The organism is Paenibacillus curdlanolyticus YK9, assembly GCF_000179615.1.
GTDB classification, from domain to species: domain Bacteria; phylum Bacillota; class Bacilli; order Paenibacillales; family Paenibacillaceae; genus Paenibacillus_T; species Paenibacillus_T curdlanolyticus.
In genome coordinates, this window is sequence record NZ_AEDD01000002.1 from 305,216 (window position 1) to 323,789 (window position 18,574).

The window sequence follows — 18,574 nt, forward strand, 5'->3', positions numbered from 1 at the left end:
CTAGAATGGTGTAGTCTGCTTCCCAATCAGAGTTGAAATAAATGCCTTTATATGATGAATTCCTCGGGAATAGGACTCCGGATTTTCAAGCAGAGCGAGATTCGCTCCGACTTGCTGAACGATGGCGCTGCCTACGACAACACCGTCTGCGAGCTTCGCGAACGTCCTGTATTGCTCGGGACTGGAAATGCCGAAGCCTACGACAATAGGCAGGGAAGTGGCTTTTCTCACTTCCCTCAGGAACGCTTCGATATCTTGATGAAACTGCTGCCGCTGACCGGTGACGCCGAGCGATGACACGCAGTATATGAAGCCGGAAGCTTTATCAGCGATCATCTTGACACGCTCTCTTGAAGTCGGGGCAACTAGCGGAATATAGTGAATGCTGAATTCAGAGCAGTGGGCACGGACTCGACTGCTCTCCTCAATAGGGAGATCGGGCACGATAACGCCGTCTATGCTGCTCTCATGCATAAGCTTGAAAACTTGCCCCAGCCCTGCTTTCAGAATCGGATTATAGTAGGTGAACAGGATGAGTGGGATGTGGACGCCGGCTTGACGGGCTAGCTTCGCCAACCCGATGACATCAATGACGCTGACCTGATTGCGCAGCGCCCGCATTGAGGCTTCCTGAATGACAGGCCCGTCAGCGAGCGGATCGGAGTAGGGCACACCTAGTTCAATCATATCGGCGCCTGCGTTCTGCAATTCCAACAGGAGGTCGAGTGTAGCAGTCAAGCTTGGATCGCCGACAGTTAAATATGGAATAAATGCGGCTCTCTTCGATGTACGGAGCTGCTTCATCGTCTGGTCAATCGCGTTCATCGCATTCGCCTCCGGCATAATTCATGATGGTATCCATATCTTTGTCGCCTCTTCCAGACACGTTCACGACCATGATATGATCGTTGGGCAGGGTGCGAGCAACCTTCGCGCACTGGGCCAGTGCATGCGAGCTTTCCAGCGCAGGAATGATGCCTTCCGTCCTGCTAAGCATATGAAGCGCAGCCATCGCTTCGCTGTCGGTAATCGACACATACGTAACTTGGCCGGTATCCTTCAGATAGGCATGCTCCGGTCCGACACCGGGATAGTCGAGCCCTGCCGAGATGGAATGCGCAGGCTGCACCTGACCGAAGTCATCCTGCAGCAGATAGCTCATCGAGCCTTGAAACACGCCGGGCGTGCCCTTGGACAGCGTGGCTGAATGCGCATTCGTATGCAAGCCTCTGCCGCCGGCTTCAACGCCGACAAGGCGGACAGCAGCATCGTTCAGGAACGGGTAAAAAATGCCGATCGCATTGCTGCCGCCGCCAACGCACGCTACGATAGTATCCGGCAGCCGACCTTCTTTGGCCATGATCTGTTCGCGCACCTCATCACCGATAACCCGCTGAAAATCTCTGACCATCATAGGATAAGGATGCGGGCCAGCAGCCGTTCCGAAGAGGAAGAACGTATCTTCAACGTGAGCGACCCAATAACGAAGCGTTTCGTTTCCGGCGTCCTTCAGCGTCCTGGCTCCAGACAGCACGGGAATAACTTCAGCGCCTAGCAATTTCATGCGGGAGACATTAAGCTGCTGTCGCTTGATATCCTCCTCGCCCATGAACACCTTGCATTCCATGCCCAGCAGCGCGGCAACGGTTGCTGTCGCTACTCCGTGCTGCCCAGCGCCAGTTTCGGCAATAATTTTTTTCTTGCCCATTCGCTTGGCCAGTATCGCTTGGCCGATTGTGTTGTTGATTTTGTGGGCGCCTGTATGATTTAAGTCTTCGCGCTTGAGGTAAATTTTCGCGCCGCCCAAGTGTGTGGTTAATCTATCGGCATAGTAAAGCGGGGTAGGCCTTCCAGCATATTCATGCAGCAGTTCCATTACCTCCTGATTGAAATCAGGATCGTTTCTGTAATACAAATAGGCGCTCTCCAGTTCATTCAGTGCATGCATGAGCGTCTCGGGTACAAATCTTCCGCCATATTCTCCGAATTTCCCGATCGTCTGATTCATGACAGTCTCCCTTCTGCTTATTGAGAACGAGCCGGCAGAAAGAGGGGCGCTCGTAAAATCGCCCGATCTATGAGCAACAGGAGCAAGGAAACTCCTGTTCAACACGTTTCCTCTCCGTGGGAGAGGAATGGAGCAGACTAAAGCATGGAAAAGATCCTGACTCAGAAATATAATGAATGCAGGGTCATTCCAATATTCAACTAACTCCGCTCAACTCATCTTTGCTCGACTCGACTCAACTTGGAAATCTTTGTTTCTGTCATCACTATACACGCGCTTGAACAAAATTTCAACCAAGAACATTTGTTCAATAAGGAGCCTTTATGTCGAACATCAATGACGAACGAACACGAATACTTGTTAAAGTGAGCATGTTATATTATTTGGACGGCCTAAGCCAAATCGAAATTTCCGAAAAGCTCGGCATTTCCCGTCCCCAAATCAGCCGTATGCTGAGCGCGGCGAAATCGGAAGGCATCGTGCAAATAACGATCAAAAATCCGTTCTCCGAAGAGCAGGAGTATGAACGGGCGCTAGTCGAAGCCTTCGGCATCAAAAATGCAGTCGTCATCCAAGCGACGGGGGAAGCAAATTTGCAATCGATCCGGTCTCAACTGGGCAGAGCGAGCGCCGCGCTGCTGGATTCTGTCCTGAAGGACAAGGACATCGTTGGCATTATGGCTGGATCAGGCGTGAGCGCGGTAGGGGAAGAGCTGAACTATTTTGCACGAAAAGGTTTAAGGTTTGTGCCCATGGTAGGCGGCTGGGGCGCTGAAGGAGCAAGGCTGCATGCGAATACGAATACGCGGCTGTTCGGCGAAGCGCTGAAATCGCCTTATTATCAGCTGAACGCACCAGCGATTGTCGGCTCTGCGCAGGCACGCGATGTCATTGCGGCGGAAGCGGAAATTGCGGAGGTGCTTCAGCTTGCACGAAGCGCAACGGTCGCGATTGTCGGCATCGGGCAGGTGTCTGAAGAGGCGGCGATCGTCCGATCCGGCAATCTTCAGGAGCGGAGCATTGCCCAAATGAAGGCCATGGGCGCTGTTGCGAACATGTGCACTTCGTTTCTGGATAGCGAAGGGAAGATACTCGCATGCGCGGATGAAGCTCGGATGATCGGACTGTCAGTGCAGGAGCTGCGGGGTATTGAAAACGTCATCGCAATTGCCCATGGTCCGGAGAAAGTCGATGCGATTCGCGCTGTGCTGCGCGGTCGATGGGTGGATACGCTGGTGACGGATGCCGAGACAGCGAAGGGCGTGCTGGAGCTTCGGTAACGCTGAATAAAAGCAGTCTTCCAATCGATGACAAGGATCTTTATGAGCTGCCTTATCCGAAGCTGCCGCGTAATGAGAATGGCTTAAACCCTCGTTCATTAGAAATATGGCATCCAAACCAAGGTATTAATGTGGAAGTCATCGAAGCGTGCGTCAGGAAAGTCAGCCTTGACTATCTTGAAATCGATCCTGCGACTATTACAATATCATTCGTAAATCCAATCCCCATCGAAGATGCAGTGCAAGCTTACTCCGAGCATATGTCCCTTTTCGGAGGGCCTGTAAAGATTGGATTCACAGAAGAACTGATCGCTTCGATGATGAAGCAAATGTCGAAAACGCGCGAGGAAGTTGTAAAGCTGTTTGAACGCAGCGTATGACCGATGCCCGTTCGATGGAGTGAAGCCTGCGGAACTCGCAGGCTTTTTTCTTGTTCCTTACTTTTCCGTATAACAAACCCAATTGACCGAATAATAAGCATGTTTGCCGCATGCCTCCGACGAACGTTCGCTTTCATGAGATAAGGATCAGGAGGAACATCTAATGGAAATATTGATGACCATTATATTGCTGCTCGTATGCTTAGTCATTTCGAACATCATCAGTCACTATGTGCCGTTCTTGCCTACCGCGTTAACGCAGATTGCGATTGGAGTGGCCATAGCTCTCATCTATAAGGAATTCCATCTCGAGATCGAAACCGAGTGGTTTCTGCTGCTCTTCATCGCGCCGCTTCTGTACAACGATGGCAGGCATTTTCCGAGGGATGAGCTGTGGAAAATGCGGGCTCCGATTTTCGGCAACGCCATCGTTCTCGTTTTGCTCACAACTATCGGCGGTGGGTGGTTCATTCATTGGACGATCCCAGACATTCCGATAGCTGCGGCTTTCGCCTTAGCAGCCATTTTGTCGCCGACAGACCCTGTAGCAGTCAACGGTATTGCAAAACGTATTCATCTGCCGGAAAGCGTATTGAATCTCGTACGAGGAGAATCGCTGATTAACGACGCATCGGGGCTTGTCGCTTTTAACTATGCGGTAGCCGCAGTGGTCACGGGCTATTTTTCGCTGCGCGAAGCCATATTCGAATTTACATATATGTTTTTAGCTGGCGCTCTTCTGGGGCTCGTGCTCAGCTTGCTTATGACGTGGATCAGGTATAGCCTGCGTAAAAAAGGAATCAGCGACGTTACGCTGCATTCGCTGCTTCAGCTCTTAACGCCTTTTCTAATTTACATCATTGCAGAGGAGATGTTCCACGCTTCCGGGGTTATTGCAGTGGTAGTAGGCGGAATCGTTCATTCGTTGCTCCGAGAGAAAGCGGAACCGATGCAGGCGGAAGAACAGGTTTTAACGGAAAATATATGGTCCACGGTGTCGTTTATTTTAAACGGAACGGTATTCCTGCTGCTCGGTTTAATCATTCCACCGTCCGTTCGTTCCACCGTCGAAAGTCCGAGCATTCATAATGCGCTTGCGGTCGGCTATGTATTGGCGATCGGGGTTGCGATATTGGCGATCCGATTCGGTTGGACCTATTTGTTTTCCTATTTTGAGCATCGGCTCAAGAGGGGGACTGAAGTCGCGAAACCGACCGTAAAAATGACACTTTTGATTAGCTTCACTGGCGTTCGAGGGGCGTTGACGATGGCGGGGGTGTTATCCATCCCGTTCCTGCTCGAGAATGGCGACGCGTTCCCTGAGCGTTCTCTCATCCTCTTTTTAGCTGCAGGCGTCATTTTGTTCACCTTGCTTGCTGCGACCCTGTTTCTTCCTTTGTTAAGCAAAAGCGAAGCGTCTACCGGTGAGCTATCTCCTTATTTGGACATGAATGCTGCTAAGAGCAGGCTGCTGATTGCGGCGATGAAGAAGGTGCGCTCGGAAATAAACGAAGAGAATGAGTCCGCTGCTTATCAATTGCTGGACGAGTTCAAGCAGACGTTTGAGCAGACCAATGTCGACTTGAGCTCGAAAGGAAAAGAGGATTATGTGTTTGTTCATAAAATAAGAGAGGTTCGATTAATGGCGTTAAAAGCAGAACGAAAATATATGGAGAATGCGCTGCAAAAAGGAGAAGTGGATGAAGAACTATTCCAATTCCTCATGAATGCCTTCGATTTGCGCGAAGAGTCACTGTCTCACAATGCCAGATCGCAATTTAGTTTCCTTGTTCGAAGCGTTTTGCGTGAGAGGAAACGTTCTCGCCGCAGGCGCCGCGAATCCAGAAAAGGCCGAGGTCGGATCGCACAGCGTCAGGCAGGCAGGGAACTCCTCCTGAAGTCCTCGCAAGCAGCGCTCAACTATCTGGAAGCGAATAAGCACGCACTTGGCGATGCGGCGGTTGTCTATCCGGTCATTTTCGACTATAAGCGATTTGTCGATCGGCTCAAAGGGCCAGGCCAATATAACGCCTCCGTAGAGACGCAGAAGGAGGAGCTTCGGATCGTGGTGATGGACGTGGAACGCTCGGAGATTCGACGCATGCACGAAAATGGGGAGATTAGCAGCGAGCAAGCCAAAGAGTTGCGGAGAATGGTTAATTACATCGAGAACGAAACGCTTTACGAACATGCCGAGTAGCTCGGTACGCGAACTGCGTCCGATCAACCGTGATTGTGATGCTTTCTGCTGTTTAGGTCATCGATTCGAACCGTCGAGAAAGACGTTCAGACAAAGTCGCTTGACCGGTCTGAACGTCTGATTTCGGTTTTCGCTATGGGCTTGCTCGCAAACCGCTTAAGAAACTTCCTTCGTGCTGCACGCCGTCGTTATAGAAGTTTTTATAGCCGGGGTTGAGGGAGTTTCCGTCGCTGCTCCAGCCAATGACGCTTTCGGTGTTAGCAGTCGTAAAACCGTTCGCTTCGGTCCATTCGTCATGTTGAAGCTGAAATCTTGACGAGAAAGCGAGTTCGTAACTATAATTCAATTAATTGATTGAATAATAGAGAAAGGATGAGCTTCATGGAATACACGCGTCCTATTCGTGCTTGCAAAGATGATTTATACCGGCAGTTCGCTCGAATCGGGAAATGTTTGTCCAGCGATAAAAGGTTAGAGCTGCTGCATTTGTTATCGCAAGGGCCTAAATCCGTCGAGAAGCTGGCCCAGAATACGGAAATGAGCGTAGCTAACGTATCTAGGCATCTACAGGTGCTGCTAGACGCTAATTTAGTAAGATTTAGCAAGAAAGGAACCTATGTATTTTATTCGCTCGCGACTCCGGACATTGAAGGCTTCCTGACTTCCTTATGGCGAATCAGTGAGATGCAGCTCGGTGACGTGATGCGGATTAAATCTGAGTTTATGAGCGCGTCTGCTGATACACACACCCTATCCTTGCGTGACGTGTTAAGCAAAATGGAGGCAGGAAGCATCATCTTGTTGGATGTGCGGCCAACTGATGAATATGAAGCTGCCCATATTCCGGGTGCGATTTCTGTTCCGCTTGAGGATCTGGATCGTTATCTTCGAAATCTTCCCAAAGATGTTGAAATCGCTGCCTATTGTCGCGGGCCTTATTGCGTGAGTTCGGCTGAAGCGGTTGCTGTCATGCAGCAGCAAGGATATACAGCCTTCAGGATGGAAGAAGGCGTCGTAGAATGGCGGGAATATCAGTCTCACAATTAGAAAGGCGGTTGACGCAATGGCAAATGAATCTCAGCGAGACATGGACCGGTACGTTCATTCGACTGACATGCAAAATAAGCTGTACAAGCGAACGATGTTTATCGTAGTGTTATCCCAAATATTCGGGGGCGCCGGTCTGGCTGCCGGGGTAACCGTCGGGGCGCTTCTTGCGCAAGATATGTTGGGATCAGAAAGTTTTGCAGGCGTGCCTGCAGCACTGTTCACCCTTGGTTCTGCGGTTGCTGCGTGGTTAGTTGGGCGGCTCTCCGGGCATTCTGGTCGTAGGATGGGACTTGCAGCGGGCTTCCTTGCAGGTGGTCTTGGCGCAGTTGGCGTTATTCTGGCTGCGGTTTATATTAGCGTGCCGCTGCTTTTCATATCGCTGCTTGTCTATGGGGCGGGATCGGCAACAAATCTGCAGGCCCGTTACGCTGGCACCGACTTGGCCAAGTCGAATCAGCGGGCAAGAGCTGTCAGCATTGCGATGGTGTCAACCACATTAGGTGCGGTTGCAGGCCCGAGTATGGTTAATCTCACAGGGGACTGGGCTTTATTCATTGGCGTACCCGCGCTTGCTGGGCCATTTATTCTAGCGGCTGCGGCTTACCTGCTTGCAGGACTCGTCATTTTTTTACTCTTAAGGCCAGATCCTTATGTTGTCGCAAGGGCTCTGTTTGAATCGCAGCAATCGAAGGAACATAACAGAGTCTTAGATAACGGCAAAACAAAGGTTATTACAAGCAACCGTGGCTTAATCGTAGGCGCATCGGTCATGATCTTAACCCAGATTGTCATGATTGCCATCATGACGATGACGCCCGTCCATATGAAACATCACGGCCATAGCCTAAGCGATGTCGGATTAATTATTGGCATTCATATCGGCTCCATGTATTTGCCTTCGATCATTACCGGCGTTCTAGTGGATAAAGTTGGACGCATCGCTATGTCAATCGCATCAGGCTGCGTGCTTTTGCTTGCAGGCATAGTGGCTGCCGCAGCGCCTCCAGACTCCATGCTCGTCCTTATTATTGCACTATCCTTGCTCGGAATCGGTTGGAACTTCGGATTGATTAGTGGAACGGCCATTGTTGTAGATGCCACTGATCCAACTACGAGAGCGAAAACACAAGGGACGATAGATGTGCTGATTGCCCTTGCTGGCGCGTCTGGCGGGGCGCTTTCAGGTATGGTTGTCGCCCATTCGAGCTACGCAACACTGTCGCTTGCAGGCGGAGGTTTGGCGTTGTTGCTTATACCTGTTGTGGTTTGGTCACGAACGCGAAGTCTTGAGCGCGCCTCAACTTCCCACAGCGCTTAGGTCAATTTCATATCATGGAATCGGAAACCTGATAAAGAGGGGGACCCAAAAGCCACGATGGCTGAGGGTCAGCCCTTTTTTGCGTTGCAGCGATTGGCGTGGGATGTGCGGATTGCGGAGTTCCCCGTTTTTTTGGGCGAACGGGTATGCACACTTTATTTCAGCCAGAGTATTATAACGATAAAACTACCTTGACAGTCACAGTAATATGTCTTATGATGCAGATGTGGAGGTGATGGTATGAGCGAGAACAAAATCACATCCGACCTGCTGCGCGGACATACGGACACGATGATATTGCGGCTATTGTCTGAAGCTGATCGTTACGGTTACGAGATTGTCAAGCTAATTGCCGAGCGTTCGGGCGGCGAGTATGAGCTGAAGGAAGCAACGATGTATTCCAGCTTCCGGCGGCTTGAAGCAGACGGTGACATCGAGTGGTATTGGGGCGATGAATCGCAGGGCGGAAGGCGCAAGTATTTTAGAATTACCGCCAAGGGCAAAGAAACACACGCTCGTAACGTAAGCAATTGGGAGTACGCCAAGCGTGTACTCGAAAACTTATTATAAAGGAGATGGATGATATGAATAAGAAGTTAACGAGCTATTTGGACAGCGTGTTTACGCCATACGATGGGGTGAAAAGCGTCACTGAGCTGAAGGCAGACCTGCTTTCCGATTTGCAAGAACGGTACCGTGAGCTCAAAGCAGAAGGAAAGGACGATGAAACAGCGTTTAAGCTGACGATTGAGAGCATCGGCGACATCGAGCAAACCATTCTCGAAGTCGCCAACCTCTCCCGCTCGCTGGAGCGGCAAGTGCTGACGAACTTTAATGCAAGCAACCTGACGCACAGCGATTTTGCAGGCGTTACCGCCCATAAAGGACAATTCAAAGGCAGTGCGCTGCATGGTTCCGATTTTTCGGGCGCTGATCTGACCGGCAGCTCGTTTAAGGGAAGCGATGTACGCGAAGCTAATTTTGACGGCGCTAATCTGACGGACTGCAGCTTCACCGCGCTTGACCTGACCAAAGCAAGCTTCAATAAGTCGATCCTTGTACGCACCAATTTCAGCAAGTCGGGGCTTGATGGAGCCGCATTCAAAGGCGTGAAGCTGACCGACGTCGTGCTGACGCTGACTGATCTTAGAAAAACAAGTTTTGAAGGCTGCTTATTTGACGGCGTTGACTTCAAATATTCCGATCTGAGCGGGCAATGCTTCGACGGGCAGACGTTTATCGGCGTTAAGTTTGAGAAAGCGGCATTAACCGGCGTTTCGTTCAAGGGCGCTACGTTTAAAAGCGTATCCTTCCAGCCTGGGTTTACATTCACCAAGAAGTACTATCGCATGATCAAAACCGTCAACTTCGAAGGGGCAACGATGGATAAGCTGACCTACGCGCTGCTCAAAGGCATGGAAGCCGATTTGTCTAAGGTTACAGTCGTTTAAGGGGAGGGAACCTCATGCAAACTATGCAAACCAATTCCATACAAGTCAAAGGGCTGCAAAAAGCCTACAAACAGCATCAAGTTTTGAAGGGCGTCGATTTTGAGGTGGAGAAGGGGAGCATATTCGCTCTCCTTGGCTCTAATGGAGCGGGCAAAACGACGGTCGTCAAAATTTTGACCACGCTGCTCCGACCAGATGGGGGAACTGCAGCTGTTAATGGCATCGATGTGGCTGCAAAGCCCGATCATGTACGGCAGGCGATCAGCCTGACCGGGCAATTTGCCGCAGTTGATGAGATTTTGACGGGCAGAGAAAATTTGATCATGATCGCCAAGCTGAGATACCTTAAAAACCCGCGTCAGGTCGCGGACGACATGTTGACGCGCTTTGGCCTGACCGATGCTGCGGATCGCAGAGTGTCGACTTACTCCGGGGGGATGCGCCGCAGGCTCGACATCGCGCTTAGCATGGTGGGAAAGCCGCAGATTATTTTTCTGGATGAACCGACCACCGGACTTGATCCCGAGGCGCGCATCGAGGTGTGGAAGATCGTGAAGGAGCTTGCTGACGGCGGGACGACCGTATTTCTTACTACGCAGTATTTGGAGGAGGCTGAGCAGCTTGCTGACCGAATCGCCATTTTGCATGAAGGCAGCATTATCGCGAGCGGCACGCTTGCCGAGCTGAAGAAGATGTTCCCGTCCACGAAAGTGGAGTATGTTGAGAAACAGCCGACATTAGAGGATATTTTCCTCGCAATCATCGGCAAGAAGGAGATGAACTAGATGGAAACGACCAAAAAACATTTCTTTATCGATGTCAGCGTCATGCTCGGACGTTCGATGCGCCACATTTTCCGAAGTATGGACACCATTATAACGGTTACGATCATGCCGATCGCGATGATGCTGCTGTTCGTTTATGTATTAGGGGGCGCCATTCGAACCGGAACGGATAACTATGTCAATTACCTGCTGCCAGGCATCCTGCTGATGGCGATTGCCAGCGGGATCTCCTACACGGCTTTCCGGTTGTTTACCGACGTGCAGCGGGGTATATTCGAACGTTTTCATACAATGCCGATCTCACGCTCCGCCTTGCTTTGGGGCCATGTGCTGACCTCCCTCATTTCCAATGCCCTATCTGTTGTCGTCATCATCCTCGCAGCGTTAATAATGGGCTTTCGTTCTTCTGCAGGCGTTCTGCCATGGCTTGCTGTAGCTGGAATTCTCACATTGTTTACACTCGCATTGACATGGATTGCAGCTATTGCCGGGCTGTCCGCCAAAACGGTCGACGGCGCAAGCGCCTTTTCGTATCCTCTTATTTTTCTCCCATTTGTCAGCTCCGCCTTTGTGCCAACCGAGTCGATGCCGACCGTCGTTCGCGTTTTCGCCGACAATCAACCGGTTACTTCCATCGTAGAATCAATTCGTGCTTTACTGTCAGGCCAGCCCTTGAACCACGACATATGGATCGCGCTTGCGTGGTGTCTCGGAATTATGCTGATCGGGTATTTGTTTGCTATGAGAGCTTATAAGAAGAGGGGATAAGAGACAAGGGTTGGGGCGGGAATAACCTCGATCCAACCCTTGTTGCGTATCTTCTTAAGGTTCAATGCCCCATTGGAGCGTGTTGTTCGCGTAACCGGACATTTTCGTCCAATCTACATAGCTGGAGCCAGTCGGACTGAACGAATAATCGCCCGTTTGCGTATAGTTGGTCCAGTCCGTGCGAGCGATACGAAGCTGGATTTCAGACGATGCGCCCGGCGCTAGCGAGCCAGAGGCATTCGTGAAGCCGATTTCAAAGTACGTATCTGCGCCGGTCTTAGGCGTGGTCATTGCTACGAATGCGCCAGTCAAATTGCTGCTGCCAGCGCTAGCCCAGTCATACCAGAACGCTTGCGGTTTGTTCGCATCAATCGTGTAGTAGTAACGCAGCTTGACCTTCGAGAGATCCAGCGTCGATGTCCCTGTATTCACGATCTTGATGCGAGGAGCGATGGTATTGCTCGAAGCGGTTGTATTGCCGCTGTACATTTGGATTTTGAAGCTGCCGGTCGACGTTGTCGTTCCCGCGGGAGTAAGCGTGACGACGTTGGAGGTCGTCGAGCCAGCTGAATTGGAGGCAACGACGCGGTAGTTGTACACTGTGCCGTTAACGGCCGTCGTGTCCGTATAGGTCAGGCCGGTCAAGCTTGACGCTAATGCCGTATAGGCGCCGCTTCCTGCTGCGCGCTCGATTTTGTACGAGGTAGCGCTGGTTGAAGCCGTCCAAGTCAGGGTTGTTTGCGCGTTGCCTGCCGTACCCGACACTGTGAGCGCACCAGGTAAATTGACGGTTGTGTCGACAATTGATACTGCAAGTAAGGGATCGATGCCTGCGCTAAAGTCAAACGTCAGATTCGTTGTGCCGAGCGCTTGCGCGGTAAGGTAGCTTTTCTTGATGTTGACCGTCGTGCCCGATACCGTGTAGTCCGTGCCGGAAACAAGGGAGGTGGAGCCGTTTTTGATGCCGCTAAGCGTGTTGCCGTTTAACGTCATCGTAACCGTAATGTCCGACTGGTTAGCCGTCTTTTTATCGAACGAAGCGCTCTTCGGCGTGATGGACGCGTTTTGGGTTGGATTGTTCACCTTTAAATTAGGCAGCTCATCCAACGTAATGACATAATCGCTCTGATAGAGCGTTGTCAGAGTAGCCGGGAAGTTAAAGGCGGAACTCATAAGATGCTCGCCATACCAAGGCAAGAAATAGAGCCAGCCCGATTTTTCCTCCGTCAGATTTTGTAAGCTTGGGACGGTATCGTTTTCGGTCATTGCGACCAGCTTCGTACCGTTGGTCAAATCAACAAGCTGATAGAAAGTCGATGTGATCGCATCCTCGTTCGGAACGCCGGATAAACCGTCGTAGCGGTTGTAAACCGTATTGTATTTATCATAGCCGACCATATCTACCTTATCATTGCCAGGATACCAAGCAGGCGAGGTGCTGTACACGTAGCTGTTGTAGGTCCAAATCAAGTTGTGCAAGCCATACGTTTCCGTAAGCTCGGTATAGAGCATATCCCACAGCTGCTTGTAAACCTCCGCGCCCGCCTTTGCCCACCAGAACCAAGCGCCTTCGCCGTTCAAGCCGCCGTTGCCCTCCGCTTCATGGAAGGGGCGGAAGAGAACCGGCACTCCGTTATTTTGCAAAATCTGCAGCTGCTCCGCCAAATCCCCAATAGCCAATTGCACATATTGGTATTCCTTCGTACCAGGAACCACGGCGTTGGCCGTGTTGAAATTGGTGTCCGTCGGCTTGTAGGTCGCGTCTTTCCAATCGACGGCTTGGCCGAGCTGATAGGCGGTGAAATTTTTAGGCACAGTGATATGCCAGCTGGCTGTTGCGATGCCGCCGCGGTTATTTACCCAATCGATCATCCGATTCGTCGTTCCGTCTTCCCAGCCGTACAGCGGGTTATAGTTCATAAAATCGAAGCCGCGTATGGCCGGATATTTGCCAGTTAAATTGTGAATCCAATCAAACTCTAACTCCGAATTGCCATCATTGCCGCCTCCGTAGATCTCCTGCTGGCCAGAGATGATATGATTCCCATAAACTTGCGTCAAATAATTCATTAAAAGCTGCGTTTCCGACGTGGATTGCGCATCGGTCAGGACAGGCTGTACAACTAAAGGATCAAGGTCGGCGTAATCCACCGTGAAGGAGTCAAAATAGGCAAAGCCCCAACCAGCCTTCAGCTGGATCGTATTCGTTCCTTGATTCAGCTTTTGAAAGCCAAAGTTGAAAGTCGACCACGCCGTTGCGTAGGGCAGCATAAACGACCCTTTGTTAACTCCGTTAATCGTTAAATTTTGCATTCTGCCGTCAGTGCTCAGCTCTTGCATATAGCGTGTGGAGATCGCATACATGCCAGTCGCAGGCACAGTCACGGTGAAGGTGATCGTGCCGGAGTTTTGCATCCAAACAAATCCGCTACCGGTATATCCCGGTTTAGGTGTCCCATAGATCGAGGTCGCGACTTGAAGATCGGAGCTAAGCTGGGCGTTTTCGCCCTCGATGGTGAACAAGGCGGTTTCCGCGTTCGCAGGCACGGTCACCATGCCAAACAGCAGCGAAATTGCCAGCAATAGGGCGCTTGCTTTCTTGAGCCAGTTTTTCATCATCACATTTCCTTTCTAAATGGAGTATAATTAGCATTGCTTTAATCAAAATAACAGCGCTTACAAATTAAAATCCGCCAAATCATATGACTGTCCATTTTCCCTCCTTACCCTTCAGCTCGTGTGTAGACATCTCGATAGTTGCCACCGGTTTACTAGAAGAACATATCGTGAATTTCGTAATTGTTATAGGCATTTTGATGACTTTATAATGGTAAAATAGGTACTCTGTGTTTCGAAGCAGTGAAAGGATGCGTAACGATGACCATGACACAAAAAGAGATGCTGTTCATTGTGCAATCACAACTTGCTATCGACCTAAATTGCACAGTAGATGACCTTAACAGGGATAAGGACAGCATGATCTCCTTGCCATTTATCAGAGGGCTCACCCTGCATTTTCTTCCGGATACTGAAAGAATAAAGCCAATGGCACAGATTTTTTACATTTGAACGGATGAATCGAGAAGAAGTGATTCATCAATTTGATGTCACAAGATTCAATGAGGCTATCATTTATGATGCAAATCTTCCCTGGCAGACTGACCTAGCTATGGTTGCAAAACAAAATGGGGAAATTGTTGGTGTAGCAGGAGCAAGCAAAACTTGTGCAAAGATGTGGCAAATCGGCGTAGAAATATTACCCAGCTTTCGCAATTTTGGATTAGCTAGTTATCTCGTAAACAGGTTAACCCTTGAAATATTGGAACGTGGCGATATACCGAGCTATGACGTCAACGCTAGTAACATCGCATCGCAGAAAGTAGCTTATCGAGTTGGGTATTTTCCCGCGTGGGTAACGGATTGGCGATGTAACTTTGAAGGACTCGAACTGTAGTTGTAACTGCAGAAGTTGAATATTTAGTTGGTCTGTCGAATGAAAGAAGTCGCTAATTAAAGCGGCTTTTTTATTATTGAGTCGAAAGAAAACTTCTAATTCGCTTGAAAATAGAAGAGGATGGAATCATCAAATATAAGTTTATTCCCTACTGAACCTTTTTCCCCCGAAGAGCGAATTAAGGGTTGTAACACGTTAGGGAGGGGCCCCGATGAACGATAAAGAGTTACGATCTTGGCTTGAAAAAGCGGTGTTAGGCGACGAGTCGGCTTTTCAGCTTGTCTATCAGGCGACTAATGCCATAAGGTAGATGATAATAATGGAGGAAAAGCCTGAGAAATCAGGCTTTTTTAGTCGAAATTTTTATCATGCACCTGGTAGCGCAAGTTTAGGATTGCGGATGCCTCGAATGGCATCTATTAACAATAAAGCTGCCCTGCCTAATAGGTTCTGGTCTTTATAAGCAATGCCTATCGTGATTGCAGGATTCAGGTCGGCTATAGGTTTGATCACCAAGGAGCCTTCCTGTTCCAGACTGCTGTAAATTGGAACAATCCCTATGCCACACTCTGCCTTAACCATTTGTTGAATAACGTGGAAACTTCCAACCTCCATAGAAGAGAACAGGATTCCCCCAGTTGGATCAATCGTAGCTTCCCAGAGCTCTCGATAGATGCAAGTCGGTTCTTTGACAAGAACGGTTAGCCCCTCGAGATCACTAGCAGTAATGCTGTCTCGATCAGCTAATGGGTGATTCCTGTTCAACATGACCCCTAATCGTTCCTCAATCAGCGGCTCAAATGCGAGCATGTGCTTCGCAGGCGGAGCCGAGCAAACGCCGAATTCCAGATCGCCTGCTCGAACCCTCTCCGCGATCGACCTGCTTCCGCTAACTTCCATTGTTAACGCTACTTTCGGTCGAGCCTTGCAAAAATCAGCGATAACGGCTGATAGCTGCTGGCTTGCAATCGGTTCAATAGCCGCAAAGCGCACCGAGCCTTTATCTCCCGCAGCGATATCCGAGACCGTCTGCCTCATAGCCCCGATCGACTTCAGTAAAGCGGCTGCCTCGTGATGAAGCCAGCGGCCAGCCTCGGTTACAATCACTCGTTTTCCATCGCGTATGAATAAAGAAACGCCGAGGTCAGCTTCTAGACGTTGGATCTGGAGCGTTACCGTAGAGGGAGCATATTGGAGTTCCTCCGCGGCTTTCAGAAAATGGCCAAATCGCACACAGGCCTCAAAGGTTTTTAAAGCTCGAATATCCATGGTTAACCCCTTAGTTTAAGATTTTCGAATGATTTATTCATATTATTCAATTTTACAAAACTTACATGTGATTTTACAATAGGGTCAACGGGATTCCAGTGGAAGATCCTGAAGAAAGGGGATTTATGATGACAAACTTGGTCATAACTCGCGGCAATCCATCGATTGCACATATTGCTTTTACATTCGATGACGGTCCGATGCGGATTACGATTGACGCATGGTTGGATGCCTTGGAGCAGGGAGGCGCTTGCGGGACATTCTTTGTTACTGGCGAGTGGCTTGACCGCTTTCCTGCCAAAGCAAGAGAGCTGCTAGCCAGAGGTCATGAGCTCGCAATGCATACCTACCACCACCGCAGAATGGCAGATGTAACCAAAGACGTATTTTTCGAAGAGCTAAAGATGACTGAGCTCGCTTACCAAGAAGCAACGGGGAGGCCGGCTCCTTCGCTGATACGGTTCCCTTATGCTTCTTATCGGGAAGAAAATCTTGCATGGCTCCGGGAATGGAACTATCGAGTCATCGAGGGGGTGGATACGGTCGACTGGTCAGGGCCGCCAAAAGTGCAGCTCGTGGAGCGAGTAGCGCCTAAGCTGGTCCATGGGACGATTCTAATGTTTCATGCTAATGAAATCGCTAAAGAAACGCCACAGGTTGTCAGAACGCTTGTCCAACTAGCGCAAGCCAAAGGTCTTGCAGCAGTTCCCATATCCGAGCTGCTTCATGCTAATGGTATTTCCACAGGTGAGCGCAGCTGGCAAGTAAGGTTCAAGCCAACTCTCCAAGATTTTTTCCATCTGGAGCAGTGGATTCGCGTAGCTGGAGAAGATGAATTGCATAAGCTGGCTGCCGATTCGCTTGAATGGGGGAATCCGAATACCCCGACAGGCAATGGCGCTTTTAGAAACTGGCTGCAAACGCTTGCGATGCATGCTCAATCGGACGACAAGACACGTTTTGTGGCCCGAAGCTTTGCTGACCAGCATTGGGCATACGTGCATGCTTCTGTTCGCGGCGACACGCTGGTGCTAAAGGACTTTGCTACCAAGGAAGCCCATTCGGACGCTTTGGTCTATGTTCTGGAATGGGCGGCTCACGAGGCAGCGGAGTTGGGTTGCAAGTGGATCTCCAGCACGCTGGACATGCGACGTATTCACAAGTTGTGTGAGCAGCTAGGTTTCGAAGCGGAAATTATTTTGCAGGAAGGATAAAGATGGAGATATGGGCACAAAATCTGCATTTAATTGGATCACGCTATGGGCATCACTTTTGTTTGTCGTCATACTCGGCTTTTCGCGGCTTTCATACGGTATGTTTTTGCCAGGTATACAGAGAGCGATTGGCGGGAGCTACGGGCATCTAGGTATATTGGGCACAGTTAACTTCATCGGTTATTTGATCGGGACATTATGTCTTTCTCCGTTGATCTCACGGTTCCCGTATGGTAAGCCTCTCATTAATCGAATAACTTGCTTGCTGCTCGGGTTGGCATTGATCGGCTCGGCATTTAGTCATCACTTCACTCAGCTTGGGCTTTGGAGGTTCGTAATTGGATTGTTATCGTCCTTCGCTACGGTGTTAGTCCTGTCCATTGCACTGGATGCCGTTCGGCCGGCAGAACGGGGGGTGGCATCAGGATTAATCTGGCTGGGCGGTTCAGCCGGCATTCTCATCACAGGTTTATTTGCCCCTTACACGATAGATCCCTCACACTTGCAGGGGTGGCGGTTTGCTTGGGCAGTCATGGGCGTATTCGGAGTCATTGCCGCATTCGGTTTCGAGTTTGTTACCAGAAGACGAGGAGCCGAAAAAACACTCCTGCAGACTGAGTCGCAGCTAGAGGAGCACAAAAGTGAAAATGTGTTTCGTCTTCTATTGAACCCGAATAGGCTCTTGTATCTGGTTGCTTCTTATTTTTTCTTCGGCTGGGGATATATCATCTATTTTACGTTCCTGATTCCTTATCTGGTAAGCAAAGGCGTTCCATCCCTCTATGCCGGGATGATATGGTCTGGAATCGGTTTTGCAGGTTTGTTTAACGGATGGATCGGAGGCAAAGCCATTGACCGTTGGCCAAGCGGCTTTACGCTTGCGTTAGGGCTTGCCTTGGGAATGGTCGGCGTGAGCGGAGCAGCTGCCAATCAAGTGTGGTTTACGGTATTGGGAGCCGCCATCGTTGGGATGGTTTCCTTTATTACTCCGCCGCTGATGACCACTGCGCTTCTTCGTCGTCACGTTCCTCACCACGCCTATACGGCTTGTCTTAGCATTGCGACTGCTTTTTTTGCCTTGGGGCAGATTATCGGTCCTATCGTTGGTGGCGTGGCGGTTGAAAGGTATGGCTTGCAGCTCGGCGTAGCATCCAGCGCAATCTTCATGGCATTTGCCGCTGTGTTTGCTTGCTTATATGGGTACCAGCAACGGCAGGGTGCAACATATTCGCCTCGCCTACAATAGGATGAGTCTAGACATCTCCAGAGGTGAGCCCCATGCAGTCCGCTTGAATGGTTGGCTTCTTTGATTGGATTAACAAGCAAAAGTCCGTGTCGGTTGGCACGGACTTGGTCGAATTGGAAAGCGAGATGCTTGAGCATGAACGATATTGTTA

The 18,574-nt window shown here is 50.1% G+C and carries 17 protein-coding genes; 13 read left to right on the plus strand and 4 right to left on the minus strand.

Going from position 1 to position 18,574, the window contains the following annotated elements; translation table 11 throughout:
- Both trpA and trpB read right to left on the minus strand, forming a co-directional pair.
- Entirely contained in the window at positions 1-825 is an 825-nt protein-coding gene (gene trpA, locus PAECUDRAFT_RS04675) for a tryptophan synthase subunit alpha (protein ID WP_006036958.1), read from the minus strand.
- Positions 812-2,008, minus strand: a complete 1,197-nt coding sequence (gene trpB / locus PAECUDRAFT_RS04680; protein ID WP_006036959.1) for a tryptophan synthase subunit beta — start codon at positions 2,006-2,008, stop codon at positions 812-814. Before trpB ends, trpA begins: the two co-directional genes overlap by 14 nt.
- A gap of 323 nt (positions 2,009-2,331) precedes the next feature.
- Between trpB and PAECUDRAFT_RS04685 the strand changes: the two genes are divergently transcribed.
- The 9 genes from PAECUDRAFT_RS04685 (at position 2,332) to PAECUDRAFT_RS04725 (ending at position 11,240) form a co-directional block, all read left to right on the plus strand.
- Positions 2,332-3,288, plus strand: a complete 957-nt coding sequence (locus PAECUDRAFT_RS04685) for a sugar-binding transcriptional regulator (RefSeq protein WP_006036960.1) — start codon at positions 2,332-2,334, stop codon at positions 3,286-3,288.
- A complete protein-coding gene (locus PAECUDRAFT_RS25605) occupies positions 3,228-3,668 on the plus strand; it encodes a hypothetical protein (protein WP_144266437.1) in 441 nt (146 codons plus the stop codon). The genes PAECUDRAFT_RS04685 and PAECUDRAFT_RS25605 overlap by 61 nt, the downstream gene beginning before the upstream one ends.
- A gap of 163 nt (positions 3,669-3,831) precedes the next feature.
- Positions 3,832-5,868, plus strand: coding sequence for a Na+/H+ antiporter (locus PAECUDRAFT_RS04695; protein ID WP_006036962.1), 2,037 nt, complete (start codon positions 3,832-3,834; stop codon positions 5,866-5,868).
- A 381-nt stretch (positions 5,869-6,249) separates the two neighbouring features.
- Positions 6,250-6,915, plus strand: a complete 666-nt coding sequence (locus PAECUDRAFT_RS04700; RefSeq protein WP_006036963.1) for an ArsR/SmtB family transcription factor — start codon at positions 6,250-6,252, stop codon at positions 6,913-6,915.
- A 16-nt stretch (positions 6,916-6,931) separates the two neighbouring features.
- Positions 6,932-8,236: an MFS transporter gene (locus tag PAECUDRAFT_RS04705; protein ID WP_006036964.1), complete on the plus strand. Its 1,305-nt coding sequence runs from the start codon at positions 6,932-6,934 to the stop codon at positions 8,234-8,236.
- A 240-nt stretch (positions 8,237-8,476) separates the two neighbouring features.
- Positions 8,477-8,806: a PadR family transcriptional regulator gene (locus PAECUDRAFT_RS04710; RefSeq protein WP_006036965.1), complete on the plus strand. Its 330-nt coding sequence runs from the start codon at positions 8,477-8,479 to the stop codon at positions 8,804-8,806.
- 14 nt (positions 8,807-8,820) lie between these two features.
- A complete protein-coding gene (locus PAECUDRAFT_RS04715) occupies positions 8,821-9,687 on the plus strand; it encodes a pentapeptide repeat-containing protein (protein ID WP_006036966.1) in 867 nt (288 codons plus the stop codon).
- Between the two features lie 14 nt (positions 9,688-9,701).
- Positions 9,702-10,472, plus strand: coding sequence for an ABC transporter ATP-binding protein (locus PAECUDRAFT_RS04720; RefSeq protein WP_006036967.1), 771 nt, complete (start codon positions 9,702-9,704; stop codon positions 10,470-10,472).
- A complete protein-coding gene (locus PAECUDRAFT_RS04725; RefSeq protein WP_006036968.1) occupies positions 10,473-11,240 on the plus strand; it encodes an ABC transporter permease in 768 nt (255 codons plus the stop codon). It begins immediately after the preceding gene.
- Positions 11,241-11,294: 54 nt separating this feature from the next.
- Here PAECUDRAFT_RS04725 and PAECUDRAFT_RS04730 read toward each other — a convergent pair whose 3' ends face one another.
- On the minus strand, positions 11,295-13,856 hold the full coding sequence (locus PAECUDRAFT_RS04730) for a glycosyl hydrolase (RefSeq protein WP_006036969.1): 2,562 nt from the start codon (positions 13,854-13,856) through the stop codon (positions 11,295-11,297).
- Between the two features lie 261 nt (positions 13,857-14,117).
- Here PAECUDRAFT_RS04730 and PAECUDRAFT_RS26275 point away from each other — a divergent pair, with 261 nt between their 5' ends.
- Together PAECUDRAFT_RS26275 and PAECUDRAFT_RS26280 are read left to right on the plus strand one after the other, a co-directional pair.
- Complete coding sequence (locus PAECUDRAFT_RS26275; RefSeq protein WP_006036970.1) at positions 14,118-14,309, plus strand: hypothetical protein; 192 nt, start codon at positions 14,118-14,120, stop codon at positions 14,307-14,309.
- Between the two features lie 19 nt (positions 14,310-14,328).
- Entirely contained in the window at positions 14,329-14,694 is a 366-nt protein-coding gene (locus PAECUDRAFT_RS26280) for a GNAT family N-acetyltransferase (RefSeq protein WP_006036971.1), read from the plus strand.
- Positions 14,695-15,060: 366 nt separating this feature from the next.
- Here PAECUDRAFT_RS26280 and PAECUDRAFT_RS04740 read toward each other — a convergent pair whose 3' ends face one another.
- Positions 15,061-15,963, minus strand: a complete 903-nt coding sequence (locus PAECUDRAFT_RS04740; RefSeq protein WP_006036973.1) for a LysR family transcriptional regulator — start codon at positions 15,961-15,963, stop codon at positions 15,061-15,063.
- Positions 15,964-16,088: 125 nt separating this feature from the next.
- On the opposite strand from PAECUDRAFT_RS04740, the gene PAECUDRAFT_RS04745 reads away from it, so the two are divergent.
- Both PAECUDRAFT_RS04745 and PAECUDRAFT_RS04750 read left to right on the plus strand, forming a co-directional pair.
- The gene (locus PAECUDRAFT_RS04745) at positions 16,089-17,177 is read left to right on the plus strand and encodes a polysaccharide deacetylase family protein (RefSeq protein WP_233516724.1); all 1,089 of its coding nucleotides are present in this window, start codon (positions 16,089-16,091) and stop codon (positions 17,175-17,177) included.
- Between the two features lie 10 nt (positions 17,178-17,187).
- Positions 17,188-18,423, plus strand: coding sequence for a YbfB/YjiJ family MFS transporter (locus PAECUDRAFT_RS04750; RefSeq protein ID WP_006036975.1), 1,236 nt, complete (start codon positions 17,188-17,190; stop codon positions 18,421-18,423).
- Positions 18,424-18,574 lie beyond the last annotated feature (151 nt).

What these genes read in the sequence shown, in the direction of transcription:
- PAECUDRAFT_RS04740 (WP_006036973.1), bottom strand. Translation starts at nt 15,963, where the DNA reads ATGGATATTCGAGCTTTAAAAACCTTTGAGGCCTGTGTGCGATTTGGC.
- trpA (WP_006036958.1), bottom strand. Translation starts at nt 825, where the DNA reads ATGAACGCGATTGACCAGACGATGAAGCAGCTCCGTACATCGAAGAGA.
- PAECUDRAFT_RS04725 (WP_006036968.1), top strand. Translation starts at nt 10,473, where the DNA reads ATGGAAACGACCAAAAAACATTTCTTTATCGATGTCAGCGTCATGCTC.
- PAECUDRAFT_RS25605 (WP_144266437.1), top strand. Translation starts at nt 3,228, where the DNA reads ATGGGTGGATACGCTGGTGACGGATGCCGAGACAGCGAAGGGCGTGCT.
- PAECUDRAFT_RS04715 (WP_006036966.1), top strand. Translation starts at nt 8,821, where the DNA reads ATGAATAAGAAGTTAACGAGCTATTTGGACAGCGTGTTTACGCCATAC.
- PAECUDRAFT_RS04750 (WP_006036975.1), top strand. Translation starts at nt 17,188, where the DNA reads ATGGGCACAAAATCTGCATTTAATTGGATCACGCTATGGGCATCACTT.
- PAECUDRAFT_RS04710 (WP_006036965.1), top strand. Translation starts at nt 8,477, where the DNA reads ATGAGCGAGAACAAAATCACATCCGACCTGCTGCGCGGACATACGGAC.
- PAECUDRAFT_RS04720 (WP_006036967.1), top strand. Translation starts at nt 9,702, where the DNA reads ATGCAAACTATGCAAACCAATTCCATACAAGTCAAAGGGCTGCAAAAA.
- PAECUDRAFT_RS04730 (WP_006036969.1), bottom strand. Translation starts at nt 13,856, where the DNA reads ATGAAAAACTGGCTCAAGAAAGCAAGCGCCCTATTGCTGGCAATTTCG.
- trpB (WP_006036959.1), bottom strand. Translation starts at nt 2,008, where the DNA reads ATGAATCAGACGATCGGGAAATTCGGAGAATATGGCGGAAGATTTGTA.
- PAECUDRAFT_RS04685 (WP_006036960.1), top strand. Translation starts at nt 2,332, where the DNA reads ATGTCGAACATCAATGACGAACGAACACGAATACTTGTTAAAGTGAGC.
- PAECUDRAFT_RS04695 (WP_006036962.1), top strand. Translation starts at nt 3,832, where the DNA reads ATGGAAATATTGATGACCATTATATTGCTGCTCGTATGCTTAGTCATT.
- PAECUDRAFT_RS04745 (WP_233516724.1), top strand. Translation starts at nt 16,089, where the DNA reads ATGATGACAAACTTGGTCATAACTCGCGGCAATCCATCGATTGCACAT.
- PAECUDRAFT_RS04700 (WP_006036963.1), top strand. Translation starts at nt 6,250, where the DNA reads ATGGAATACACGCGTCCTATTCGTGCTTGCAAAGATGATTTATACCGG.
- PAECUDRAFT_RS26275 (WP_006036970.1), top strand. Translation starts at nt 14,118, where the DNA reads ATGACCATGACACAAAAAGAGATGCTGTTCATTGTGCAATCACAACTT.
- PAECUDRAFT_RS04705 (WP_006036964.1), top strand. Translation starts at nt 6,932, where the DNA reads ATGGCAAATGAATCTCAGCGAGACATGGACCGGTACGTTCATTCGACT.